Here is a 23,757-nt window from a genome sequence, read left to right on the forward strand (position 1 = left end):
TCACCGTGCTTTGCGCAGAGTTCAGGCCCTCGGACAGGCCGGGTCACGGTGAAGCCTGCGCCCCACTCCAGGGCGGCGCGGTACGGTTCACACGCGTCATGCCCTCATCTCGGGTATCCGCCCGGTTGCGCCGCAAAGGCGTGCGACGCGTCGGCCACGCGTACGTGGCCGACCACCCGTAGCCCCAGGGCCGGCCGGCGGTGGTCGCCCTGCTGCCCCCGCCCAAGGCGTCGTCGTCATTCGTAGGCGGCGGCTGCCTCCTTCAGTGCGCGGGTGACGACCGCTGGGTCGTACGGCGCCTGCGTGCCGGGGCTATAGGTCACCGAGCGCAGGCGGCCGGTGTAGCGGAAGCTGCGGTGGCGTTCGTAGACCGGCCAGAAGACCGGGGACTTGCGGTCCACGTCCACGCTGATGCCCTGCAGAGGCGCCATGCCGATGAGCTGGTGCACGCTGTTCGAGCGCCCGGTCTCCACACCGTCGATCAGGATGCGGAACTCCGAGCGCAGATCCGCCACTGCAGTGGCCGAGAGTGCGACCGTCCGCCGGCCCGCCGGCAGCGGGCCGCCGTCGGTCTCGTGCAGTTCGCCGTACTCGTTGTAGGCGAACTCGGGGCGGTGGACAGGCCGCTGCCGTCGGACGTGCTGGACGAGATCGACAAGATCGTCCCCCCGGGTACCACCCTCTCGGCACGGGACGCGGGGTACGTGCCGCCGGGCCTGCACGACACGACAGCACGACGGCGGGTCGGCCGCTGACCGGCGGTCACGGCAGACGCGGGCTCCAGCGCGTGCAGGACGGTCAGACTCGTGCCGGGGCCGCGGCGGCCGGCCTCGACGCATCCCTGATCGCCCTCGCCGGCCGTCTGTTCCACCTGGACGGCCTGCGCGGGGCCGTGTCCGACCGGCCGTCGTCACTGGTGCGCAACCGGCACTTCCTGGTCTTCCCCGGCCTGCGAACGCTCATCGACGGCCGGACGAAAGGCCTTCCGCTGCCCACCCTGGCCGCCGGGGACGCCCCTTTCGGCCCGGCCGTCGGCGAGGTGGTCGCCACGCCGGAGGACGGGCCGCTGAAGCCCGGCGACACCGTCGTGCACCTGGCCGGCTGGCGCGACCACGCGCTGCTGCCCGTCGCCGAAGCCGTTCCCGCAGGCGACGCCCTGCCCACGCCGGTAGCGCCACCGCCTCGGGGACCAGGGGTCGGGTGGTCCGCAGCGCGAGCAGGGCGTCGAAGACGTGCTGCTGGACGAGCTGGTGGTCGGCGAGCGGCCCGCGGGAGCCGCTGCGCGTGGCGGCCCGCTCGCACATGAGGTCGAAGGCGCGCTGGGCCTGGCCGAGCCAGCGCAGGGAGCGCAGGGTCCGGCCGAGGGTGAGCACCTCGCCCTCTTCGCCGATCAGATGGTCGCCGGGCACGTTGACGCCGCCGAGTTCGATCTCGTATTGGCCCGCCGCCCCGAGGACGGGAAGCTCGCGGACGATCCGGAAGCCGGGGGAGTCGGTGGGGACAAGGATCAGGGAGAGGCCCTCACGGTTGCCCGGTGCACCGCCGGTACGGGCCAACACGGTCACGAGGTCGGCGCTCGCGGCCCCGGAGGTGAACCATTTGCGGCCGGTGATCCGCCAGCTGCCGTCCGCTTCGCGGTCGGCCCGGGTGCGGGTGAGGAAGGGGTCGGTTCCGGGTACGTCGGCTTCGGCCATCGCGTAGCAGATACGGATCCGGCCGGCCACCAGCGGCTCCAGGTACGTCTCCCGGACCCGGCTTTCGGCATGCCGGGCCAGCATGTGACGTCGAGCAGAGGGAGGGAGCCCAAGGCGGCCGGGCCGTGGTCGCTGGCGCCTTCGGCCTCCGCGAGCTGCGCGTACGCGGAGAACGAAAGCCCTCCGCCGCCCAGTTCCGCCGGCAGCGGCAGCGCCCACAGTCCCTCCGCCCGGGCAGGGGCCTGTAGTTCCGCACGGCCAATATGGCGGCCGGCCCGCCCGCGTCGAGGACCGGCTCCTGCGGGATCACCCGGGTACGGATGAAGTGCTCGACCCGCCCCCTCAACTCCGTCACGCCCCATCGAGTTGGGGAACAGCGCCGTTCGTCGTGCGTGAATCCGTCACCGTCTTCCTCCCGGTTCCCGGGAACTCACGGGAACGTCTGTCCGACTGCCTGTTCGTGGAACTGGTCGGGCGCGGATGCTCCCGAGTTCCCGCGTTCCGCGTTTTCCGCACGACCTGGGCGACGGCCACCGCCGCGCCGGGAGAGGACAGGCATGGCGTCACCGGCAATCTCGCAGACGGTCCGGCCACTCGACTCACTGCGCCTCGGCATCTCGGGCCCCCCGCAGATCACGAGCGTCGTCGCACAGCACCTTCGGCTGCTCGGCGCGCAGGATGAAGCCGCCGGGCAGCAGGTAGTGCCCGGTCGGATCACGCTCACCGGTGGTGGGTACGAAACCGCGCACGCGACCGTTACCTGGGGCGATCCCGGAGCCGGTCTCGTCGACGAGTCCACGGTCCAGGCTGCCACCGGCATGATGGCCGTCCACGGTCGGCGCGACGGCAGCCCGCGCGGACTCGCCGCTGACTACGCGGCGACGGCCACCGGCGTCCTGGCCGTGCAGGGGCTGCTCGCCGGACTGGTCGGCCAGTCCCGCGGCATGGCCGCCGCACACGTCACCACCGGCGCGGACCGCGCCGGGCTGCTCGCGGTGTCGCAGTATCTGGCTGCCGCCGGGGCGGACGAGGGAGAGGCCGCGGAACTCGCTCCCGGGGGACCGCCCTTCACCTCCGCCGAAGGAGTGCTCTTCGAGCTGGAGACTCTCGACCCGGGTGCCTGGGCCGCGTTCTGGCGGGCCCTGGAGGCGCCCGCCGATGCGATGCGGGCGGGCTGGCGGCCCTTCCAGTTCCGGTACGCCACCGCCTGCGCACCGTTCCCTCAGGCCCTCCACACCGTCACCCGTACGCATCCCCTCGCCCGGATCCGGCAGGCCGCAGCCCTCTCGGGAGCCGAGGTGTGCGTCCTGCACACCCTCGCCGAACGGCACGCCGAAGCCGACGGCGCGCCGCCGTGGTCCCTCCGGCCGTTCGGGGCCGACCGCCCCCACCCGTCATCCTGGGCAGCCTCGGGCAACCCGGCGCCCCCCGCCGCGGCGCTGCCGCTGGCCGGTCTGACGGTGCTGGAGGCGGGCCGTCGTATCCAGGCTCCACTCGCCGCGCACCTGCTGGGGCTGTTGGGTGCCGAGGTCATCAGGATCGAGCCGCCGGGCGGGGACCCGCTGCGCGGCATGCCCCCGGCCTGCTCCGGAATCTCGGCGCGCTGGCTCGCCCTCAACCGGGGCAAGAAGGCCGTGGAGATCGACATCAAGTCCGAGGCCGACAGGCGCAGACTGCGGGAGATGACCGGCGAGGCGGACGTCTTCCTGCACAACTGGGCGCCGGGCAAGGCCGCCGAGCTCGGCCTCGACTCCGATGACCTGGCACGGGTCAATCCCGCGCTCGTGTACGCATACACCGGCGGCTGGGCCGACCGGATCAGCGGCGCCCCCATGGGAACCGACTTCATGGTCCAGGCCCGGACCGGGGTCGGCGAGGCCGTACGCCCCGAGGGCGAGGTCCCGGCCCCGTCCCTGATGACCCTGCTCGACGTGCTCGGGGGCCTGCACGGCGCCGAAGCAGTCCTCGCCGGGCTGCTGCTGAGGGAGCGCACCGGTCGCGGTGTCCGAGTGGACTCCTCACTGCTCGGCGCGGCCGACACCCTCACCGCTCCCGCCCTGGCGCGCGTGGCCCGCGGAGAGAACCCACGCCTCCCGGCCGGCTTCCGGCACCCGCTGCCCACCGCGGACGGCTGGATCGCCCCCTCCGACGACAGTGCCCCGGCCGCGGCCGCGGCCGCGGCCACCCAGGACCTACGCGACCTGAGCACCTCCGACGCCCTTGCCCGGCTGGGCTCGCACGGCCTGACCGCCACCGCGGTCACGACCGACCTGTCCGACCTGCACCACGACCCGCGCTTCGCCGGCTCGATCAGCCGCGACGCGCACGGTGCCCCCGCCGTTTCCGACCCCTGGAGCTTCGCATGACCGCCAACAGGCTCGTACTGACCGACCTGCTGCCCGCCGAACTCCGCCGCTCGTGGGTGGTCGACGGCACCTGCCCGGACCTCGACCTCTACAGTCTCTTCCGGGCCCGCCAGATCGCGAACCTGCACCACACGGCCGTCCTCGACGCCAAGGGCAAGCTCTGCTACACCGCCCTGGACCGCAAGGTCCGATGTCTGGCCGCCGGCCTCAGAGGCCTGGGCATACGCCCGGGCGACGTGGTCGGCGTCCAACTGCCCAACAACCGCAACGCGGTGATCGCCGACCTGGCCCTGGCCGCCCTCGGCGCCGTCGCCCTCCCCTTCCCCGTCGGCCGCGGAGTCCTGGAAGCCGAGTGCCTGCTGCGCCGGGCGCAAGCCGTCGCCGTCATCGCCTCCGTCGAACACAAGGACTTCCGGCACGCCGCCGACCTCCACGCGCTGTCGCGGTCCATGCCCGCCCTGCACCACGTCGTCGCCGTGGGCCCCGGGACCGCACCGGAGGCAACCGTGGCCTGGTCCGAGCTCATGCGCTCCGACCCCCAGGCGTTCGTACCCGCCCGTCCCGACCCGGACAGCGCCGCCCGCATCCTGGTCTCCTCCGGTTCCGAGGCCGAGCCGAAGATGATCGCCTACTCGCACAACGCGCTCGCCGGCGGCCGCGGGAACTTCCTCGCCTCCCTCATCCCGGACGGCACCCCGCCCCGATGCCTGTTCCTGGTCCCGCTGGCCTCCGCCTTCGGCTCGAACGGCACCGCGGTCACCCTCGCGCGGCACGGCGGAACCCTGGTCCTGCTCGACCAGTTCACGCCCGACGCCGCCCTCGCGGCCCTGCGCGATCACGAGCCCACCCACGTCCTGGGCGTGCCGACCATGATCCGCATGATGCTCGAACGCCTCGACGCGACGGGCGAACGGCTGCCGGCGCCCACCGCCCTCGTCCTCGGCGGCGCGCCCCTCGACGAGACCACGGCGGAGGCCGCGGCCGAGGCGTTCGGCTGCCCGGTCGTCAACCTCTACGGCTCTGCCGACGGCGTCAACTGCCACACCGGGCTCGCCCACACCGTCCCGCCGACGGACGGCACAGGGGTCGTCGCCGGCCATCCCGACCCGCGGGTCGCGGAGATCCGCATCGCCGACCCCGACACCCACGCGGCGCTGCCGGACGGGGCCGTGGGGGAGATCATCTCGCGCGGACCCATGACCCCGCTGTGCTACGTCGCCGCCCCCGATCTGGACGCCCGCTATCGCACGCCTGACGGCTGGGTCCGCACCGGTGACCTCGGCTACCTGGACCCCGACGGCGTCCTGCACGTGGTCGGCCGGCTCAAGGACATCGTCATCCGCGGCGGCGCCAACATCAGCCCCGCCGAGGTCGAGCGCGAGCTCAGCTCCCACCCCCAGGTCCGCGACGTCGTCTGCGTCGGCGTGCCCGACCCGCTGATGGGTGAACGCCTGGCGGCCTGCGTGGTTCCGCGCAGCGGGCAGGCCCCGACCCTCGACGGGCTCAGCGCCCACCTGACCGGGCGCGGTCTGGAGCGGCAGAAGCACCCCGAGCGCCTCCTCGTCGTCGACGCGCTGCCCCTGACCCCGGCCGGCAAGCCCGACCGCGCCGCCCTCCGTGGACGGCTGACCGAGAGCCGGCCGTCCAGCCCGGCAGCCGGGCCCGGACTCCCCCTCGCGCAGGCCGGCTGACGGGCCAGGCGTCGACCCGACCACCCGCCCACCCCGACCAGGAGCACGTGAGGAACCGAAGGGACTTGCTCCGCGTCTCGACCGCGATCGGCGCGACCGGCGCGGTCGCGGGCCTCGCCGGAACCGGACCGGCCGCAGCGGCGACGACCACCACCACGGCCGGGCGGCCCTCCGCCGCCGGCAGCCCGCTGCGCGTCCACATCGTCATGTTCGACGGAGTCGAGGAGCTCGACTTCGCCGCCCCGTACGAGGTCTTCTCGGCCGCCCGGTTCTTCACCGGGCGGCCGGTGGAGGTCTGCTACGTGACCACGTCCCCCCCCCGGATTCGTACGCGCCTCGTACGGCCCGCGGATCGAGGTCGCGCAACCGTGGGCCCCGGACGAGGCCGACGTGATCGTCGTGCCGGGGGGCGGACATGCCCGCCGCGAGGACCCGGGCGTGTGGGCCGAGATCCGGCGCGGCACCCTCCCGCGCGCCCTCCAAGTCGCACCTCGCAAGGGGCTCACCGTCAGCGCCCTGTGCACGGGAGTCATGCTGCTGTCCGCCGCCGGGCTGACCCGGGGACGGCCCTGCACCACCCACCACAAGGCACGCCCCGACCTTGAACAGCAGGGCGGGATACTGAAGAACGCGCGGGTCGTCGACGACGGCGACCTCGTCGCCGCCGGAGGCATCACCTCCGGCCTGGAACTCGCCCTGTGGCTCGTCCGCCGCGAACTCGGGGCGGACGCGGGGACGGGTGTGGAAGCCATGCTGGAGTACGAGGCCCGCGGCACGGTCTGGACCCGGTAGGACCCGGAACCGGGTGCAGGAGACCGCCGGGGCGGGAGGGCATGCACAATGCCCTCCCGCCCCTTCTGCCAGGCGGTCCGGGACGACCCGCGTGGTGTAGTCCGGTCCGGCCGGGGTGACGACGGAGGCGAGCGTGCCCTCCGGATGGGCGCTGCGCGCGGCGGCGATGAGCAGGAACTGGGTTACGGGGCTCCCCGCAAGCCCCGTCACACCGGCTGACCTCCTCATGGCCCGTCAGCCCACCGACGGGCGGCACATGGGGTCAGGAGGTGCTCATGGCCTTCTTCAGCTCGGCCGCCGCGTTGCGGTAGACCGGCAGCAGGTCGAGGTCCTCGCCGGGGTAGTTGACGATCTTGACCTGCTTGGCCCCGGAGTCGGGCAGCACCGTCCCGGTCGACATGTGGGCGTTGTCGAGGACCAGGGCCGGCTTCTTCGCGGAGAGCTCGGCGAGCTGCGCCGGGGTGACGGCCTCGGGGCCGTACGTGCCCACGGTGGTGGCGCCGGCGAGCTTCGCCGCCCAGGTGGTGAAGACCTGGGTGACGACGTTGGGGCTCTTGCCGCCGGGCCAGGCGGCCTGGAGGTCCTTGCTCAGCTTCGTGTACTCGGCGTCGAAGCCGGTCTTCCACGTGGTCGCGGCGTCGGCCGTGCCGAAGAGCCCGCCCAGCTTGTCGACCTCGGCCTTGACCTTGTCGGGGTCGTTGTCGAGGTTGACCTCGACGAGCTTCGCCTTGGAGCCGGCGGCCTCCTTGATCTTCGCCGCGTACGGCTCGAAGGGCGCGTACAGCACGAAGTCGGCCTTGGCCACGGAGGCGAGGTCCGAGGGCTTGGGGTCGTAGTCGGGAGCGTGGTGGACGGACTGCGGGACGATGACCTTGACCTCCTCGGCGCCCGCAGCCTTCGCGAAGGCCCCTTCCCAGGTGGTGGTGACGACGACCACGGGCTTCTTCCCGGCCTTGGGGGCGCCGGAGGCGGCGGGGGACGAGGTGTCGTTGTTCTTGCCGTCACCGGTGCTGTCGCTGTTGTTGCCGCAGCCGGTGACGAGGGCCAGCGCGACCGCGCTCAGTGCGAGGAGGGAAGGGATGCGGACGCGGGTGCGCGCCATGGGCTGGTTCTCCGTTCGGATATGAGATGGACGGCGAGGACGAGCGCTCCCGCCGTCAGGACGAGGACCGGGCCGGGTGGCCAGTCGAGCCACAGGGCCAGGAGGAACCCCGTCAGGTTCACGGTCACGCCGATGCCGACAGCCCAGAGGGTGATCGACTTCAGCGAGCTGCCCAGCCGCCGGGCGGCGAGGGCGGGCAGCAGGGTCAGGGCGTCGACGAGCAGGGCGCCGGTGAGCTTGATGGCCCCGGCGACGGCGATCGCGACCAGGACCAGCAGTGCCGCGGTCAGGGCCCGTACGGCGACGCCGGAGCACTGGGCGAGTTCGCGGTCGTACAGGAGCAGGCCGATCTCGCGCCGCTTCCACCAGAACAGGCCGGGTACGAGCACGGCGAGCACACCCAGCACGACGAGGTCGGGGGTGCCGACGGACAGGATCGAACCCCACAGGAGGGCGAAGGCCCCGGAGGCGTTGACGCCGGAGACGGCGAGCAGCAGCAGGGCCGCGGCGATGGCCAGGCTCATCAGCAGGCCCATCGCGCCGGAAAGCCCGTCCGGGGTGCGGGCGAGGGGTGCCACGCCCGCACCGGCCAGGGCGCAGGCGACGAGCGCGCACAGCATGGGGTCGAGCCCGGTGAGCAGGCCGACGGCGATGCCGAGCAGGGCGACGTGCATCATCGCGAACCGCACCGGCATGATGTCGAGCCCCACGATGACGACCCCGATGACCGGGAGCCCGATCGCGGCGAGCAGCAGGGCCGCCCCGGCTCTCTGTACGGGGACCAGCTGGAGCAGCGCGCCGATGTCGGCGGTGGCGAGGGTGGTCACCGGACCTCCCGCAGCCGGCCCGCGGCCATCTCCAGGACCCGGTTGCAGCGGTCCGCCAGGGCCCGGTCGTGGGTCACGACGACGAGGGTCACCGGCAGCGAGGTCAGGACGTCGGCAGCCTCCGCCTGCCCGTCGAAGTCGAGGGCGGCGGTGGGCTCGTCGGCCAGCAGCACCTCGGCCCCGGCGGCCACGCAGCCAATGGCCCGGGCCAGGTACATGCGCTGCAGCTGCCCGCCGGACAGTGTGTGCAGCGGACGCCCGGTCAACCGGCCCACTCCGAGCGCTTCTGCTGCCTCGGAGGCGTCGTCCGGCGCGGCGCTACTGGCCAGCAACTCCTCACCGAGCAGCGGGAACCGGCCCGCAGCGGGCTTCTGGGGGATCCAGGCGCAGGTCCGCCGCCGCCAAGCCCACTCGGCGGGGGTACGGGTGTCCCGGCCGCCGACCAGGATCGAGCCCACCACCTGGCGATGGAGGCCGAGGACCGCGCGCAGCAGTGTGGTCTTTCCCGAACCGTTGGTTCCGGTCAGCGCCACCCGTTCACCCGCGGCGATCTCCAGATCCACGTCGGCGACGGCCTCCACCCGGCCGTGCCGACAGGTGACTCCCCGCATCCGCACATCCAGCCCGCCCATCACACGCCCTCCGGTCGTTCGCCACACAGCAGTAGTCGGACGCTGCGGGCGAGGAGTTCCCGGGCCCTGGGATCCTTTCGCACCGAGGCCGGGAAGTCCGCGCAGGAGGCGCAGGCCGTACGGCCGGTCAGGAACGGAGGCCGGGCGAGCCCGACTGGCGCGAGCCCCTCGCCGCGCCGAGGGTCCGGCCCGGACTGTTCAGCTGCCGGGCCGGACCGCCAGTGCCACCGCCTCGACGGAGCCGCTGTGCCGGAAGTGCAGCACGAACGGGACGGCGTCGCCCGGCTTCCAGCCCGCCCGCGACCGCACCATCACTTCGAGGTCGAAAGGCGACATGACCAGCGTGCCCCCGGCCGGCAGCCGGACCGGGCCGTTCATCCCCATCGAATGGGTGCCCGTGCCGGCCGTCTCGTGCCTGCTGAGCATCGCGCGTTCCACGGCCGGAGAAGACACGGAGACGAGCTCGTCGTCCGCCCCGCCCGTGTTGGAGATCCGGAAGAACGCCGCGGTGTCCTTCTTGTCCGCGTAGGGAACGAAGACCCGTGCACCGGTCACCTCGATCCGCGGAGGGTTCCCGGCCGCCCCGGACGAGGTCCAGGCGGTCAGCCCGCACAAGGCGGCCAGAGCGGCGATCACCGGTACGGCCGCGGCCAGGTAGGCCTCGCGCAGCCGCCCGCGGACCGGGACCCCGCGCGTTTCGCCGTTCGGTCGGTCGGAAGCGGTCATCGGGCGGAGCCCCCTCGGGAGCGACGCGATCGGGACGGTCCGGCGCGGTCGGGGCTCCAGCCCCTGAGGCGAAGGCTGTTGCCCACGACCAGCACCGAGCCGGCCGACATCGCGGCGGCGGCAACCATCGGGCTCAGCCACCCCACCGCCGCCAGCGGCACGGTGACCAGGTTGTACCCGAAGGCCCACACCAGGTTCGCCCGGATCGTCGCCAGGGCGCGCCGGGCCAGGTGGACCGCGTCGGGCATGGCTTCGATGCCACCGCGCACCAAGGTCACGTCGGCCGCGCCGATGGCGACGTCCGCACCACTGCCCATGGCGATGCCCAGATCCGCCCCCGCGAGCGCAGCGGCGTCGTTCACACCGTCGCCGACGACGGCGACCCGTCGGCCCTCCGCCTGCAACCGCGCGACGAGTTCGGCCTTGGCCTGCGGGGTGCAGCCGGCGTACACCTTCGTGATGCCGAGTTCCCCGGCGACCGCCTGGGCGGGCGCCTCTCGGTCTCCCGTGGCGAGGATCGGCTCCACTCCGAGCCGGCGCATCCGCTCGACGGCCCGGTAGCTTCCCGACCGCAGGCCGTCCCCGAGCGCGAAGAGGCCCTGAAGGGTGCCGTCGACCCGTACGACGACCGGCGTGAGCGCCGCCGATTCCGCCGCGGCCAGGGCCTTTGCCAGTACGTCCGGCAGAGCGCCGTCAGGGGTGCAGACCTCGACCGCGTGCCCTTCCACCCGGCCGACCACACCCGCGCCCGGCGTGGCCCGGAAGTCCAGGACCGGTGGCAGCACTTCGTCCGGCCGGGCGCGCCGCGCATGGGCTGCCAAGGCGCGGCCGAGCGGGTGCTCGGAACCCTGCTCCACCGCTCCGGCCAGCCGGAGCACCGCATCGGCGTCCAAACCATCCGATGCCGTCGTCAGTCGTGCCACGCTCATGACGCCCGTGGTGAGCGTTCCCGTCTTGTCCAGCACTACCGTGTCGATCCGGCGCAGGGACTCCAGCGCCCGCGGCCCGCGCACCAGAATGCCCAGTTGGGCACCCCGCGCGGTGGCGGCCAGCAGCGCGGTAGGTGTTGCGAGGCCCAGCGCACAGGGGCAGGCGACGACGAGCACGGCCACCGCCGCCGTGATCGCGGGCTGTGCGTCGGCCCCGGCACCCAGCCAGAACCCGAGGACCGTGACGGCCACCGTCAGGATGACGGGGACGAAGACCCCCGCCACCGTATCGGCCAGCCGCTGGGCCGAGGCCTTGCCTGCCTGGGCCTCGGTGACCATACGGGTGATGCGGGCGAGTTGGGTGTCCGCGCCGACGGCGGTCGCGCGGACGACGAGCAGCCCTCCCGCGTTGACCGCCGCACCCGTCACCTCACGGCCCGGCCCGACTTCGACGGGATCGCTTTCGCCCGTCACGAGCGAAAGGTCCATGGCGGAACTCCCCGAGACCACCACAGCGTCCGTGGCGACACGCTCCCCCGGGCGGACGATGAACTCCTGTCCCACCCGCAGCCGCTCGACGGGCATGCGCCGCTCCTGCCCGTTCTCGCGGACCGCCACGTCCTTGACGGCCAGGGCGGACAGCGACCGCAGGGCCTCCCCGGTGCCGCGCCGGGCCCGCTCCTCCAGGAAGCGCCCCGCCAGCACGAAGAGCGGTACGCCGACGGCCGCCTCGAGATAGACGTGGGCGACGCCGCTTGCGGCCGACGGCCACAGGGTGAAGGGCATTTGCATGTCCGACTGTCCCGCGCCGCCCAGGAACAGCGCATAGACGGACCAGGCAAACGATGCGGCGACCCCGAGGGAGACCAGGGTGTCCATGGTGGCCGCCGAGTGCCGAAGGCCCCGCGCGGCACGCTGGTGGAACGGCCAGGCACTCCAGACGACGACGGGAGCGGCGAGCACGAAGCACAGCCACTGCCAGTTGCGGAACTGCAGGGCCGGGACCATGGACAGGATGAGCACGGGAACGGAGAGCAGCGCGGTGATCAGCAGCCGTTCCCGCTCGCGGCGACCGTCCCCTTCAGCGGGCGTCGCCTCCTCCTCGCCCTGCTCGCGGGAGGCGGGAGGCGGATCGAGCAGGCGAGCGGTGTACCCGGCCCTCTTCACGGCCGCCACCAGCTCGCCCACCGTGACCTCGGCCGGGTGACGCACGCGGGCCCGCCCGGTCGCCAGATTGACGGCGGCGGTGACCCCGGGAATCCTGCCGAGGCGCTTCTCCACACGGTTCACACAGGCGGCGCAGGTCATGCCGCTGACGATGAGGTCGGTGCCGGTCAGTTCGGTGCCGGTGACGGCGACCGTCTGATCCGCGGTCACCGCGTCCCTCCCGAGTGCGCGCCGCCCGGACCGCCGTGGCCGTGGCCGTGGCCGCCGGGACTCCCGTTCTCCACGGGCACGGTCTCGTCGGCGTGCATGCCGGGCGCGACCGGACCGGCCACCGAGCCGACCCCGTAGGAGACGGCGAACACCAGGACGAGCAGAGCGAGGAAACCGGAGAGGGCCGGCGGCGGAGCGCAGCGCCTCCACGACCGATCTGCGTCGCTGGGATTCTGCTGCTGACGGGCCATCGTCGCTCCATGAACGGGCGCCTGTCCGGCACCCCTCGCCTGTTTCGTGCTCGGGCACGGTGCCCTGCCCGTGCGGTGCTCGGGCAGGCGCTTCCTGGCAGGTAGTCGCAGCCACCCGGGTGGCAGTTCCCGATGCTCCGAACCGTTTTCGCGTAACCGGCAGGGACCGCCCTGCTCCGGGTGGGTTCCGGATCTCGCGGCGGGCGGGGCGGCGCCGTCGTCCGCGACAACGCCGGACTTCCTCGCCGCCCCACTGCTTGAGGCTTCGCAGGGCACGTTCGTGAGCGTCACAGCGCCCTTGTTACCCACGGAAGCGCAGGCCAGAGGCCTCTTGTCAGGGGCAGTCGATTTTCCTTGAGACCTCCGATTCCCACGCCTGCCGGTGTAGAGTGCAGAACGCCCTTGACCAGCAGAAAGCCGGCAGGGAGCCGTCTTATAGGAGCTCGAATTGCTTCGCACCATGTTCAAGTCCAAGATCCACCGGGCCACCGTCACGCAGGCCGACCTGCACTACGTCGGGTCCGTGACCATCGATGCCGATCTGCTCGACGCCGCGGATCTGCTGCCCGGGGAGCTCGTCCACATTGTGGACATCACCAACGGGGCGCGGCTGGAGACGTACGTCATCGAGGGCGAGCGCGGTTCCGGGGTCATCGGGATCAACGGGGCCGCCGCGCACCTCGTGCACCCGGGCGACCTGGTCATCCTCATCAGCTACGCGCAGGTCGAGGACGCCGAGGCCAGGGCGCTCGTGCCGCGCGTCGTGCACGTCGACGCGCAGAACCGCATCATCGAGCTGGGCGCGGACCCGTCCGCCCCGGTGCCGGGCACGGACCAGGAGCGCAGCCCCCACGCGGTGGCTGCCGGCTGAGGGGAGAGTCGGGGACCATGACGCAGAGCGGCACGATCGAGTTCAAGGACGAGCGGGAGGCCGGGCGGCTGCTCGCCGTCGAGGGCGGCCAGGTGGTCGGCCTCATCGCGTACTTCGTGCTCGCCGAGGCGCCCGGGGCGCTGGTGGCCGTGCACACCATCGTCGAGCCCGGGCACGAGGGGCGGGGGATCGCCGGGGACCTCGTGCAGGCCTTCTACGGGATCGCCGCGGCCGAAGGGGTGCCCGTGGTCCCGCTCTGCCCGTACGCGGCGAGCTGGGCGGCCCGGCATCCGGACCGGGCGCCCGAGGCTCCGGCCGAGGTCGTGGCCGCGGCGCGGGCGCAGCTCGACGCCAGCCCCGACCTGTGGTGACGTCGTGGCGGGCCTGACGCTGCTGCACACCTCGCCCGTGCACGTGCCGGTCTTCGACGCGCTGCGGGACCGGGACCACCCCGGCGCCGTACTGCGGCACCTCGTGGCGCCGGAGCTGCTGGACCGGGCCCGCGCGCAGGGCCCGGAGGCGGTGGCTCCGGCCCTGCGGGCCCTGTTGGCCGGCTCCGGTGGGCCGGTCCTGGTGACCTGCTCGACCCTCGGTGCGGTCGCGGAGTCCCTGGCGGGGGAGCTGGGCGTGCCCGTGCTGCGGGTCGACCGGCCGATGGCGGCGGCTGCGGTGCGTACGGGCTCGCGGATCGTGGTGCTGGCGGCGCTGGAGTCGACGCTGGCCCCGACCGTGGCGTTGCTGGCCGAGGAGGCCGGTGGCCGGGCGGTGGGAGTCACCGCCCGGGTGGTCGCCGGGGCCTGGGACCGCTTCGAGGCCGGCGACGGCCCCGGGTACCTGGCGTTGGTCGCGGCGGCCGTGGATGCCGTTTCGGTGGCGGACGCGGACGTCGTCGTGCTGGCCCAGGCCTCCATGGCCGGGGCCGCGGCCCTGACCATCACCCCCGTCCCGGTCCTGGCCAGCCCCTCGCTCGGCCTGACCGCCGCCCTCGGGTAGCCCCAACGAGGCGCTGCGCAGTCGCCGGCTGGGGCTGATTCTGCCGAGGCCGGTGTCGCATACGGAACGGGCTGGTTTTCCGGCCCGGGTTCGGGAGCGGGAGGCGGCCGGATGCATGCCGGACGCGGGCGGGCGGCGTTGCGGCCGCCTGCGTGCCTTCGCCGCGCTCGTTCGAGGCCGAGGGCCGGCATTTCCGGCCTCGCCGGCGTTTGAGGCGCGGGGTCTGGGGCGGAGCCCCAGGAAACCCGGCTCCGCCGGGCGGCGGGCTCCGGCCGGACCGGCGGTTCGACAGGCATGGGGCTGCGCATGCGGGGAAGGTGGGACACATGGTGTCAAACGTGTACGCCGAGGGGACGCAGCCTCCGGTGCCGGAGCCGCCGCCCGTGCCGGGGCCCGGGCCGTTCCCGGATCCGCAGCCCATCCCGCGGCCGGTGCCGCCCGTGCCCGAGCCGTTCCCGGAGCCCGATCCGATTCCGCCTCCGCCCGGCCCGGCGCCGGTTCCGCAGCCTCCGCCGCCCAGCTGAGCTCCAGGCTGAGTCCGGTCCCGTAGCCCGTCCACCGGACGGGCTTCGGGCCGTGCCCGGGCCGGCGCCGGTGCCGCAGGACGCGTTGCCCTGCTGGCTCCGGGCGGTGTCGGCCCGGGGTTCCGCCGCCCGGCTCGGGCCCGGCGGCCGGGCCGGGGTCAGGCCGTGCGGATCTCGGAGCGGTCGCCGCTCCACAGCGTGTGGAACGAGCCCTCCCGGTCCGTGCGGCGGTAGGTGTGGGCGCCGAAGAAGTCCCGCTGCCCCTGCGTCAGGGCCGCCGGCAGCCGCTCCGCGCGCAGCGCGTCGTAGTACGCCAGCGACGCCGCGAACGCCGGAACCGGGATGCCGTGGCCCACCGCCGCGGTCACCACGGACCGCCAGTCGTCCTGGGCCGCGCCGATCTCCGCGGCGAACCCCGCGTCCGCCAGCAGGCTCGCCAGCCCCGGCTGCGCGTCGTACGCCGCCCGGATCCGGTCCAGGAACGCGGCCCGGATGATGCAGCCGCCCCGCCACAGCGAGGCCACCGCGCCGAGGTCCACCTCCCAGCCGTACTCCTGGCTGCCCGCCTGGATCTGGTGGAAGCCCTGCGTGTACGAGACGATCTTCGAGGCGTACAGCGCCTGCTCCACCTGCGCGGCGAACGCATCCGCCGCCTCCGCCGGCAGCGGCGCGGCGGACGGCCCCGCGAGCCCCCGCGCGGCCGTGCGCAGCCCGGCGTGGCCCGAGACCGCGCGGGCGAAGACCGCCTCCGCGATCCCCGACACCGGCACGCCGAGGTCCAGCGCGATCTGCACGGTCCAGCGGCCGGTCCCCTTCTGCTCCGCCGCGTCGGCGACGACGTCGACGTACGGGCGCCCGGTCTCGGCGTCGGTGTGCGCGAGCACCTCCGCCGTGATCTCGATCAGGTACGAGTCGAGCCGGCCCCGGTTCCACGCCCGGAAGGTCTCCGCGATCCTGGCGGGGGAGTAGCCGGCGACCTCGCGCAGCAGGTGGTACGCCTCGGCGATGAGCTGCATGTCGGCGTACTCGATGCCGTTGTGCACCATCTTGACGAAGTGCCCCGCTCCGTCGGGGCCTACGTGCGAGGTGCACGGCGTGCCGTCGGCGGCCTTCGCCGCGATCCGCTCCAGCAGCGGGCCCAGGGAGGCGTACGACTCCACCGAGCCGCCCGGCATGATGCTCGGGCCGAGCAGCGCACCCTCCTCGCCGCCCGAGATGCCGACGCCCACGAAGTGGATGCCCTGCTCGCGCAGTTCGCGCTCGCGCCGCCGGGTGTCCTCGAAGTGCGCGTTGCCACCGTCGATGATGACGTCGCCCGGCTCCAGCAGCGGCGCGAACTCCCGGATCACCGCATCGGTCGGCTCCCCGGCCTTCACCATCACGATCAGGCGGCGCGGCCGCTCCAGCGCGTCCACGAACTCCTTCGCGGACTCGGCGGCGACGAACGCCCCCTCGTGCCCGAACTCCTCCACCAGCGCCCGGGTCTTGGCGGCGGTGCGGTTGTGGACGGCGACGGTGAAGCCGTTGCGGGCGAAGTTCCGGGCGAGGTTGCTGCCCATCACCGCGAGCCCGGTGACGCCGATCTGGGCCGTGCTGCTCATGCGTGCGCTCCTGAGTGCTTCGATGTGCGGGTGCCCCCGACGCTACATCGGCACCGGCGCAGGAAGATCCACCGACCGTCGAAACAATGTCAACTGGCCGGTTGGTGCGCCCCGTTGCGCCCCTTGTCACGTCCTGGTCGCGGCGTTAAGTTGTGCCGTTCCTGATGTCTTCGACGGGGGAGTCCCATGGGTGTACGGGGCCGGCACCGCCGGTACCAGCCGAGCAGCATCAACCGCGCCTCGCTCGCCGTCACCGCCGGCGGCGCCGGCATCGCGCTCCCCCTCGTGGGAGCCTCGGCCGGAACCGCGCACGCCGCATCGGTGGACACCTGGAACGAGGTCGCCGACTGCGAGTCCACCAACAACTGGCACATCAACACCGGCAACGGCTATTACGGCGGGCTCCAGTTCAGCCAGAGCACCTGGCGCGCCTTCGGCGGTACCGTCTACGCCCCGCGTGCCGACCTGGCCACCAAGGAACAGCAGATCGCGGTCGCGGAGAAGGTGCTCAAGGGGCAGGGCCCGCAGGCCTGGCCGTCGTGCGGGAAGCAGGCAGGGCTCAGCCGCGGCGGCCCCGCGCCCGTGCTCACGCCCGGGACCCAGGTCGTCACGGTGCAGGCCCCGGCGGCCAAGGACGCCACGCCCCCGCCCACCGCGCCCCGCCCGACGGACACGACGGTCCTGCCGAACCCGTACGTCGTGGCGCCCGGCGACTCCCTCTCCTCGATCGCCGTGAGCCGGCACGTCGAGGGCGGCTGGCAGGCCCTGTACGAGACCAACCGGGCCACCGTCGGCAGCAACCCGAACCTGATCTTCCCCGGCCAGCGGCTGACGCTGCGCATCACCGCCGCGCCGCCCGCGCAGAACCCCGAGAAGCCGCCGCGCACGGCGGAGCCGGTCAAGCCCGGGCAGCCCGCGGCCGAGAAGCAGGCCGAGAAGCAGGCGGAGAAGCCCGCCGAGAAGCCCGCCCCCAAGGCCGAGGAAAAGCCCGCGCCGAAGCCGGATCCCAAGCCGGATCCCAAGCCCGATCCCAAGCCGGCCCCCGAGCCCGCCGGGAAGCAGGCCTCAGCCCCGCAGCAGCAGACCGCCCCGAGCAGCGGTTTCGTCGCGCCCGTCGATGCCGGGATCGGCACCGCGTACCACGTCGCCGGCTCCTCGTGGTCCAGCGGCTACCACACGGGCGTGGACTTCCCGGTCGCCACCGGGACCTCCGTCAAGGCCGTCGGCCCGGGCACCGTCGTCTCCGCCGGCTGGGCCGGGGCGTACGGCTACCAGGTCGTCATCCGGCACGCCGACGGCCGCTACTCCCAGTACGCCCACCTCTCGGCGCTCACGGTCAAGGACGGGCAGCAGGTCTCGGGCGGGCAGCGGATCGGCCGCTCCGGATCCACCGGCAACACCACCGGACCGCACCTGCACTTCGAGATGCGCAGCGCTCCCGGGTACGGCTCCGACATCGACCCGCTGAAGTACCTCCGCGGCCACGGCGTCAGCATCTGACCCGCGCACGTGCGGCGGCACCACGGTGAGCGCGACCAGGCCCGTCGCGGCCAGGACCGCGCTCGCCAGGGCTGCCGCCGTGCCCGCCGCCCCGTACCGGAAGCCCTCGCCGAAGAACGCGATGCCGACGGCCGCCGCGACCACCGGGTTCACCACGGTCACCGTGGCCAGCGGCGCGGTCAGCCCCGCGCCCCGGTACCCCGCCTGGGAGAGCAGCAGCCCGCCGCACGCCAGGACGGCGATCGCCGCCAGGTCGAGCCACAGGCCTCCCGAGCCCGAGCCGCCGAGCCCGCCGAGCGGGCCCCAGGGCGCCCCGGTGACGTCCTCGGCCACCGACTTGGTGAACACCGAGGCCATCCCGAAGGACACCCCCGCCGCCGCGGCCAGCAGCACACTGCGCAGCACCGCCCGCCGCATCCGGTGCGCGGCCAGGAACAGGGCAGTCACCGCGCCGCCCGTCAGTGCCAGCAGCAGGATCCGCTCCCCGCCCGCGAGCGCCTGGTCGCCGTTCCCGCCGGTCAGGGCCAGCAGCCCGGCCAGCCCCACCGTCGCCAGGAGCGCCCCGCGCCAGGCCGCCGCGCCCGCCCGCCGGCGTACGAACACGGCCGCCATCGGCAGCGCGAAGACGATGGTGAGGGCGCCCAGCGGCTGCACCAGGCTCAGCGGCCCGTACGCCAGGGCCACCACGTGCAGGACCGCACCGAGCCCGTTCAGCGCGACCGCGGCCCACCAGCCGGGCCGGCGCAGCGGTGCGTACGGCCGGTCCGGAGTGGTCCGCGCGACCCGCTCCTGGGCGATGGCGCCGCCCGCGTACGCGACGGCGGACACCAGGCAGAGCAGGACCGACAGCACCAGGGCACTCATGAATTCCACAATGCCCCACCCCGGCGGGCATTTCCTCCCCCTGAAGGAGGTCATCCGTCCTGCTCAGGGAGTACTGCGCAGGCAGTACGCGGCCCCCGGAGCAGTCCTTGCGCAGTACCCCGCGCTCTCCCCCCGCCCCCCTTCCACGCCCCTTCCGCCGTCCTCCCTCCTGCCCCACCGTGACCACCGGTTCGCACTGCGTGAGATCCGCGGCAACGGGTTTGGTTCCGGGCGTGTCGGATCCGTACAGTTGCCGCTTTGGGACCTCCGCAGCAGGCGGACGCGGACGAGTGATCAAGGAACGGCAGCGGCCATGACGGTGACCGAGACCGAAGAGAACCAGGTATACGGGCCGGGCATCGACCCCGAGCGCATGGCCGTCTGCCTCAGCGTGCTGGAAGAGCTCGACCGGCTTGAGGTCGACCACCCCGACGCCGTCACCGTACGCCGCGCCACCGCCGGCATCTACCGCACGGTCAAGCAGCGCCGTCGCCAGGAGCGCCGCGCCGCCAAGACCGCCAACGACAAGGCCGTCACCGAGGCGACCGCGACCGGCTCCGCAGAGCGCATCGACGACGAGACCGAGGGCATCCTGCCCTCCTCGATCACCGAGGCCGGCCGGATCGCCGGGATACTCCAGCGCCCGCGCTCCTGCTACGTCTGCAAGACGCGGTACGTCGAGGTCGACTACTTCTACCACCAGCTCTGCCCGGACTGTGCCGTCGTGAACCGCGCCAAGCGCGAGGCGAGCGCCGACCTCACCGGCAAGCGCGCGCTGCTCACCGGCGGCCGGGCCAAGATCGGCATGTACATCGCGCTGCGGCTGCTGCGCGACGGCGCCCACACCACGATCACCACGCGCTTCCCCAAGGACGCCATCCGCCGCTTCAAGGCGATGGAGGACTCGGCGGACTGGATGCACCGCCTGGAGGTCGTCGGCATCGACCTGCGCGACCCGGCCCAGTCCGTGGCGCTCGCCGAGCAGGTCGCCGCGGCCGGTCCGCTGGACATCCTGATCAACAACGCGACACAGACCGTGCGCCGCCTGCCCACCGCGTACGCCGCGCTGGTCGAGGGCGAGAGCGCCCCGCTGCCGGCCGGCGAGCTGCCCGCCCACCACGTCATCGGCGCCTTCAACTCCGGTGCCGTGGACGGCCTGGCGGCGCTGCCCGTCGGCGTGAGCGGGCTGGAGGCGCAGAAGGTCGCCGACCTCGCCCTGGTCGCGGGCAACGCCAGCCTCGAGCGGCACCTCGCCGGCACCGCCATCGACGCGGGCGGCCTGCTGCCGGACGTCGTCGAGACCAACACCTGGGTGCAGACCATCGACCAGATCTCCCCGGTGGAGCTGCTCGAGACCCAGCTGTGCAACTACACCTCGCCGTTCATCCTGATCAGCGCGCTCCGGCCGGCCATGGCCGAGGCCGCCCGCAAGGCCGCCAGCGGGCGCGCGTACGTCGTCAACGTCTCCGCGATGGAAGGCGTGTTCAGCCGCGGCTACAAGGGCGCGGGGCACCCGAACACCAATGCCGCCAAGGCCGCGATGAACATGGTGACGCGGACCAGCGGCCAGGAGATGTTCGAGACCGACCGCATCCTGATGACCTCGGTCGACACCGGCTGGATCACCGACGAGCGCCCGCACTTCGACAAGCTGCGCCTGGCCGAGGAGGGCTTCCACGCGCCGCTCGACCTGGTCGACGGCGCGGCCCGGGTGTACGACCCGGTCGTCCGGGGCGAGGCCGGCGAGGACCTGTACGGCGTCTTCCTGAAGGACTACGCCCCCGCCAACTGGTAGTCCCTGCGCCCCGAGCCGCCCCGCGTGCCCCGGTCCCTCCTCGGAGGGGCCGGGGCACGCGTGCGTCCGGGCGTCTTCACCCGTTTGCCCCGTCCGGGCCGAGCGCGCCGTCGGTCGGGACAACACTGGCCTACGAACCCCTGAACCTTCGGGGAACTCACGCCGATGGGGTGGATTTTGCCAATCTATCGAGCGGAGGCGCGCTCAAATGTGTAATCTAAGGGGCACGGCAAGGCCCCACCCGGGCCACGCTCCACCATGGCGCCACCGCGTCTTGAAACCCTTTATCCCCAAGTGCCCGGCGCGGTCCGCCCGTCGGAGCAAGCGACACAAAGGAGTGAGTGCGCGGTGACAGACACGACGACGAAGTCCGACGAGCTGCTGCTGGAGCGCACGGGCTGGCGGGGCCGCCCGCACGCCGAAGAGCTCGGCAACCTGGAGGTCTGGGCACGGTCCGCCCCGATCCGGCTCGCCGGATACGAGGAAGACCTGGCGGAGTCCCACATCCTGCCCGGCATCGACTAGCCGCCCCTGCAGTACGCGCACACCGCCCCCGAGCCACACGGCGACGGGGCGCAGCGCTGTGCGGACCACCCGGCCGGACCACCCGCCCCGGACCACCGCCCTGCCCACCCGGCCGGCGCGCCCAGCAGTTCCCGCTCCGCCTACGCCCTCAGCGTCATCGCTGTCGGCGATCACGGCTTCCTCCGCCCCGCCCGCCCCCAGCAGGCTGACCCGCATGAAGAAACTCCTGATGCTGGGCGGTACCGAGTTCGTCGGACGCGCCCTCACCGACGACGCCCTCGCGCGGGGCTGGGACGTCACCGTCTTCCACCGCGGACACCACGCCCCGCCGCCCGGCGTCCGCGCCGTACACGGCGACCGCATCGCACCAGGCGGCCTGGACGCCCTCGCCGACGGCGCCTGGGACCTCGTCGTCGACACCTGGGCCCACGCCCCCACCGCCGTGCGGGACGCCGCCCGGCTGCTGAGCGGCCGCGCCGGGCACTACACCTACGTCTCCAGCCGCTCCGTGTACGCCTACCCGTCCCCGGCCGGCACGGCCGAGGACGCCCCGCTCGTCGAGGGCTCGCCCGACGCCGGCTCCACCGCGTACGCCGAGGACAAGCGCGGCGGCGAGATCGCCGCCGTGGACGCCTTCGGCGACCGGGCCCTGCTGGTGCGCGCCGGCCTGATCGTGGGCCCGTACGAGAACGTCGGCAGGCTGCCCTGGTGGCTGAACCGGGCCGCCCGCGGCGGCCCCATGCTCGCTCCCGGCCCGCGGGACCTGCCGCTGCAGTACATCGACGTGCGCGACCTCGCGCACTGGACCCTGGACGCGGCCGAGGCCGGGCTCGGCGGCCCCTACAACGCCGTCTCCCCGGTCGGCCACGCCACCACGGGCAGCCTCCTCGAAGCCTGCGCGGCCGTCACCGGCGGCGGCGCCGAGCTGCGCTGGACGGACCCGGCGGCCATCGAGGCCGCGGGCCTGGAGCCCTGGATCGAGCTGCCGATGTGGCTCCCGCCGGGCGAGCTGTACGACTTCATGATGACCGCCGACGTCTCCAAGGCGGTCGCGGCCGGACTGACGTGCCGCCCGGTCGAGGAGACCGCGGCCGACACCTGGGCGTGGCTGCGCTCCCTCGGCGGAGTGGCCCCGCACCGCCCGGACCGGCCGATGAAGGGCGTCGACGCCGAGCGGGAGGCCGCGCTACTCGGCCTCTGACCGGGCCCCGGCCCGCCCGGGGTCCGCGGCCCGCGCGAGACGGGTCGGCGGCAGGTACTCGCGCAGCAGCCGCCGGTGCCACCACGCCCCCGTCTCGCGCAGCTCCCGCCAGGTGGTGAACCGGTAGCGGTACAGCCTCGCCCGGACGTAGACGGGCGGGGCGTCGGGGAACGGGTTGCTGCGGATCAGCCGCAGCGTGTCCCGGTCGCCGGCCAGCAGCCGCTCCACGAACGGCCCGAACCAGTCGCGCGCATAGCCGGGGGAGAGCGCCGCGAACCACATCAGCCAGTCCAGGCGCAGGTGGTACGGGGCGAACTGGCGCGGAAGGCGGTGCGGATCACCCGGTTTGCCCTTGAACCCGTACTCCCGCCACGCGCCGTCCTCGCGGGGCACCGGGTCCGCGGTGCCCTCGACGACCACCTCGTCGCGGATCCGGCCGACCGTGCCGAAGGCCCCGTACGTGTTGACCAGGTGCAGCGCGTCGAAGGAGCGGTTCATCACCTGGCGGCGCGAGACCATGTTGCGCATGGGGTGCCGGCTCAGCCACAGCACCAGCGCCGTCACCGCGCACACCAGCACCACGAACCAGACGGGCGCGCCGCGGTGGGCGGCGGCCGGCGGCGGCCCCGCGAGCCCGGTGAAGTCGACGGCCGCCAGCGCCGGCGTGATCGTCAGCCAGTTCAGCCAGGCGAAGTTCCCCGACAGCACCAGCCACAGCTGGGTGGCGATGATGATCCCGGCCGCGTACGAGGCCACCGGCTGCGGGGTGAACAGCAGGACCGGCACGGCCAGTTGCGTGACGTGGTTGGCCGCGCACTCCACCCGGTGCAGGGGTCTGGGCAGATGGTGGAAGAACCAGCTCAGCGGCCCCGGCATCGGCTGCGTCTCGTGGTGGTAGTACAGGCAGGTGAGCTTGCGCCAGCAGGCGTCCCCGCGCATCTTGATCAGCCCCGCGCCGAACTCGACCCGGAAGACGACCCACCGCAGCAGCCACAGCACCAGCACCGGCGGCCCGGTCCGCGCATTGCCGAGGAAGACCGCGAGGAAGCCGATCTCCAGCAGCAGGGACTCCCAGCCGAAGGAGTACCAGGTCTGCCCCACGTTCACGATCGACAGGTACAGCAGCCACAGCACCGCCCACATCCCCATGGCCGCGGCCAGCGGAACGAGGTCCCCCGCGCCCGCCGCGAGCGCGGCGGCGAGGGCCGTGCCCGCCCAGGCGCAGGAGGCGAAGAGCCGGTCCGAGTAGCGCACTTGGAACAGGCTCGGGGCGTGTTTGAACGGCACGTACCGCACGTACCGCGGCACGGGCAGCATCCCGTGCGCCCCGATCAGGGCCCGGAACTGCAGGGCGGCCCCGAGGAAGGCGAAGAGGTAGACGCCGGCGAGGGCCCGCTGGAAGACCAGCCGGGCCAGCCAGTAGCCGGGCGCCGTGAACCAGTCCATCGCCTCCAGTATCCGGCGGCCGGGGCGGCCACGGCCATCGGGCGGCGCCT

Annotated in this window: 20 protein-coding genes and 2 pseudogenes; 11 read left to right on the top strand and 11 right to left on the bottom strand. The window is 73.5% G+C overall.

All coding sequences use genetic code 11. The annotated features are described in order from the left end of the window. Positions 1–236 precede the first annotated feature (236 nt). Entirely contained in the window at positions 237–515 is a 279-nt protein-coding gene (locus ABZ924_RS26155) for a hypothetical protein (protein ID WP_361914465.1), read from the bottom strand. A gap of 120 nt (positions 516–635) precedes the next feature. Here ABZ924_RS26155 and ABZ924_RS26160 point away from each other — a divergent pair. Beyond that, positions 636–755: pseudogene (locus tag ABZ924_RS26160) on the top strand (aldo/keto reductase); the annotation flags it as partial. Between the two features lie 204 nt (positions 756–959). Here the strand turns inward: ABZ924_RS26160 and ABZ924_RS26165 are convergent. Beyond that, positions 960–1,778: an acyl-CoA dehydrogenase gene (locus ABZ924_RS26165; protein WP_361914468.1), complete on the bottom strand. Its 819-nt coding sequence runs from the start codon at positions 1,776–1,778 to the stop codon at positions 960–962. Positions 1,779–2,251: 473 nt separating this feature from the next. On the opposite strand from ABZ924_RS26165, the gene ABZ924_RS26170 reads away from it, so the two are divergent. The 3 genes from ABZ924_RS26170 (at position 2,252) to ABZ924_RS26180 (ending at position 6,543) form a co-directional block, all read left to right on the top strand. Continuing rightward, on the top strand, positions 2,252–4,060 hold the full coding sequence (locus ABZ924_RS26170; protein ID WP_361914471.1) for a CoA transferase: 1,809 nt from the start codon (positions 2,252–2,254) through the stop codon (positions 4,058–4,060). Continuing rightward, positions 4,057–5,751 (top strand): class I adenylate-forming enzyme family protein, encoded by a 1,695-nt coding sequence (locus ABZ924_RS26175; RefSeq protein ID WP_361914474.1) that lies wholly within the window; start codon positions 4,057–4,059, stop codon positions 5,749–5,751. Before ABZ924_RS26170 ends, ABZ924_RS26175 begins: the two co-directional genes overlap by 4 nt. A gap of 390 nt (positions 5,752–6,141) precedes the next feature. Beyond that, positions 6,142–6,543: a DJ-1/PfpI family protein gene (locus ABZ924_RS26180; protein WP_361914477.1), complete on the top strand. Its 402-nt coding sequence runs from the start codon at positions 6,142–6,144 to the stop codon at positions 6,541–6,543. Between the two features lie 262 nt (positions 6,544–6,805). Here the strand turns inward: ABZ924_RS26180 and ABZ924_RS26185 are convergent, their stop codons facing one another. The 6 genes from ABZ924_RS26185 to ABZ924_RS26210 form a co-directional block, all read right to left on the bottom strand. Then, the gene (locus tag ABZ924_RS26185) at positions 6,806–7,645 is read right to left on the bottom strand and encodes a zinc ABC transporter substrate-binding protein (RefSeq protein WP_361914480.1); all 840 of its coding nucleotides are present in this window, start codon (positions 7,643–7,645) and stop codon (positions 6,806–6,808) included. After that, positions 7,603–8,472: a metal ABC transporter permease gene (locus ABZ924_RS26190; protein WP_361914483.1), complete on the bottom strand. Its 870-nt coding sequence runs from the start codon at positions 8,470–8,472 to the stop codon at positions 7,603–7,605. Before ABZ924_RS26190 ends, ABZ924_RS26185 begins: the two co-directional genes overlap by 43 nt. After that, positions 8,469–9,104 (bottom strand): ABC transporter ATP-binding protein, encoded by a 636-nt coding sequence (locus ABZ924_RS26195; protein ID WP_361914486.1) that lies wholly within the window; start codon positions 9,102–9,104, stop codon positions 8,469–8,471. The genes ABZ924_RS26190 and ABZ924_RS26195 overlap by 4 nt, the downstream gene beginning before the upstream one ends. Before the next feature lie 198 nt (positions 9,105–9,302). Then, positions 9,303–9,830, bottom strand: a complete 528-nt coding sequence (locus ABZ924_RS26200) for a copper chaperone PCu(A)C (RefSeq protein ID WP_361914489.1) — start codon at positions 9,828–9,830, stop codon at positions 9,303–9,305. After that, the gene (locus tag ABZ924_RS26205; protein WP_361914492.1) at positions 9,827–12,136 is read right to left on the bottom strand and encodes a heavy metal translocating P-type ATPase; all 2,310 of its coding nucleotides are present in this window, start codon (positions 12,134–12,136) and stop codon (positions 9,827–9,829) included. The genes ABZ924_RS26200 and ABZ924_RS26205 overlap by 4 nt, the downstream gene beginning before the upstream one ends. Further along, positions 12,133–12,387, bottom strand: a complete 255-nt coding sequence (locus ABZ924_RS26210) for a hypothetical protein (RefSeq protein ID WP_361914495.1) — start codon at positions 12,385–12,387, stop codon at positions 12,133–12,135. Before ABZ924_RS26210 ends, ABZ924_RS26205 begins: the two co-directional genes overlap by 4 nt. Positions 12,388–12,835: 448 nt before the next feature. On the opposite strand from ABZ924_RS26210, the gene panD reads away from it, so the two are divergent. Genes panD through ABZ924_RS26225 form a run of 3 tightly spaced genes read left to right on the top strand, consistent with a single transcriptional unit; the run spans position 12,836 to position 14,251 of the window. Then, a complete protein-coding gene (gene panD / locus ABZ924_RS26215) occupies positions 12,836–13,258 on the top strand; it encodes an aspartate 1-decarboxylase (protein WP_361914498.1) in 423 nt (140 codons plus the stop codon). A 17-nt stretch (positions 13,259–13,275) separates the two neighbouring features. Beyond that, positions 13,276–13,629, top strand: a complete 354-nt coding sequence (locus ABZ924_RS26220; RefSeq protein WP_361914501.1) for a GNAT family N-acetyltransferase — start codon at positions 13,276–13,278, stop codon at positions 13,627–13,629. Between the two features lie 4 nt (positions 13,630–13,633). Then, on the top strand, positions 13,634–14,251 hold the full coding sequence (locus ABZ924_RS26225) for an aspartate/glutamate racemase family protein (protein ID WP_361914504.1): 618 nt from the start codon (positions 13,634–13,636) through the stop codon (positions 14,249–14,251). A 682-nt stretch (positions 14,252–14,933) separates the two neighbouring features. On the opposite strand, the gene gndA is transcribed toward ABZ924_RS26225, so the two are convergent. Beyond that, on the bottom strand, positions 14,934–16,376 hold the full coding sequence (gndA, locus tag ABZ924_RS26230; protein WP_361914507.1) for an NADP-dependent phosphogluconate dehydrogenase: 1,443 nt from the start codon (positions 16,374–16,376) through the stop codon (positions 14,934–14,936). A 186-nt stretch (positions 16,377–16,562) separates the two neighbouring features. On the opposite strand from gndA, the gene ABZ924_RS26235 reads away from it, so the two are divergent. Continuing rightward, entirely contained in the window at positions 16,563–17,876 is a 1,314-nt protein-coding gene (locus tag ABZ924_RS26235) for a transglycosylase family protein (RefSeq protein ID WP_361914509.1), read from the top strand. Positions 17,877–17,966: 90 nt separating this feature from the next. Here the strand turns inward: ABZ924_RS26235 and ABZ924_RS26240 are convergent. Next, positions 17,967–18,794, bottom strand: a pseudogene (locus ABZ924_RS26240) (DMT family transporter); the annotation flags it as partial. A 259-nt stretch (positions 18,795–19,053) separates the two neighbouring features. On the opposite strand from ABZ924_RS26240, the gene ABZ924_RS26245 reads away from it, so the two are divergent. The 3 genes from ABZ924_RS26245 to ABZ924_RS26255 all read left to right on the top strand — a co-directional run bounded on the left by ABZ924_RS26245 (position 19,054) and on the right by ABZ924_RS26255 (position 22,261). Next, on the top strand, positions 19,054–20,535 hold the full coding sequence (locus tag ABZ924_RS26245; RefSeq protein ID WP_361914512.1) for an SDR family NAD(P)-dependent oxidoreductase: 1,482 nt from the start codon (positions 19,054–19,056) through the stop codon (positions 20,533–20,535). Between the two features lie 348 nt (positions 20,536–20,883). Further along, positions 20,884–21,060 (top strand): hypothetical protein, encoded by a 177-nt coding sequence (locus ABZ924_RS26250; RefSeq protein WP_361914540.1) that lies wholly within the window; start codon positions 20,884–20,886, stop codon positions 21,058–21,060. 214 nt (positions 21,061–21,274) lie between these two features. After that, positions 21,275–22,261, top strand: coding sequence for an NAD-dependent epimerase/dehydratase family protein (locus ABZ924_RS26255; protein ID WP_361914515.1), 987 nt, complete (start codon positions 21,275–21,277; stop codon positions 22,259–22,261). Here ABZ924_RS26255 and ABZ924_RS26260 read toward each other — a convergent pair. Further along, positions 22,247–23,707, bottom strand: a complete 1,461-nt coding sequence (locus ABZ924_RS26260) for a lipase maturation factor family protein (protein ID WP_361914518.1) — start codon at positions 23,705–23,707, stop codon at positions 22,247–22,249. The two genes, ABZ924_RS26255 and ABZ924_RS26260, sit on opposite strands and share 15 nt — an antisense overlap. Positions 23,708–23,757 lie beyond the last annotated feature (50 nt).

It is taken from the genome of Streptomyces sp. NPDC046876 (assembly GCF_040645035.1).
Lineage (GTDB): Bacteria > Actinomycetota > Actinomycetes > Streptomycetales > Streptomycetaceae > Streptomyces.

Coding starts and splice junctions, on each gene's coding strand:
- ABZ924_RS26255 (WP_361914515.1), top strand. CDS start 21,275: ATGAAGAAACTCCTGATGCTGGGCGGTACCGAGTTCGTCGGACGCGCC.
- ABZ924_RS26185 (WP_361914480.1), bottom strand. CDS start 7,645: ATGGCGCGCACCCGCGTCCGCATCCCTTCCCTCCTCGCACTGAGCGCG.
- ABZ924_RS26165 (WP_361914468.1), bottom strand. CDS start 1,778: ATGCTGGCCCGGCATGCCGAAAGCCGGGTCCGGGAGACGTACCTGGAG.
- gndA (WP_361914507.1), bottom strand. CDS start 16,376: ATGAGCAGCACGGCCCAGATCGGCGTCACCGGGCTCGCGGTGATGGGC.
- ABZ924_RS26170 (WP_361914471.1), top strand. CDS start 2,252: ATGGCGTCACCGGCAATCTCGCAGACGGTCCGGCCACTCGACTCACTG.
- ABZ924_RS26175 (WP_361914474.1), top strand. CDS start 4,057: ATGACCGCCAACAGGCTCGTACTGACCGACCTGCTGCCCGCCGAACTC.
- ABZ924_RS26200 (WP_361914489.1), bottom strand. CDS start 9,830: ATGACCGCTTCCGACCGACCGAACGGCGAAACGCGCGGGGTCCCGGTC.
- ABZ924_RS26195 (WP_361914486.1), bottom strand. CDS start 9,104: ATGGGCGGGCTGGATGTGCGGATGCGGGGAGTCACCTGTCGGCACGGC.
- ABZ924_RS26210 (WP_361914495.1), bottom strand. CDS start 12,387: ATGGCCCGTCAGCAGCAGAATCCCAGCGACGCAGATCGGTCGTGGAGG.
- ABZ924_RS26245 (WP_361914512.1), top strand. CDS start 19,054: ATGACGGTGACCGAGACCGAAGAGAACCAGGTATACGGGCCGGGCATC.
- ABZ924_RS26235 (WP_361914509.1), top strand. CDS start 16,563: ATGGGTGTACGGGGCCGGCACCGCCGGTACCAGCCGAGCAGCATCAAC.
- ABZ924_RS26220 (WP_361914501.1), top strand. CDS start 13,276: ATGACGCAGAGCGGCACGATCGAGTTCAAGGACGAGCGGGAGGCCGGG.
- ABZ924_RS26260 (WP_361914518.1), bottom strand. CDS start 23,707: ATGGACTGGTTCACGGCGCCCGGCTACTGGCTGGCCCGGCTGGTCTTC.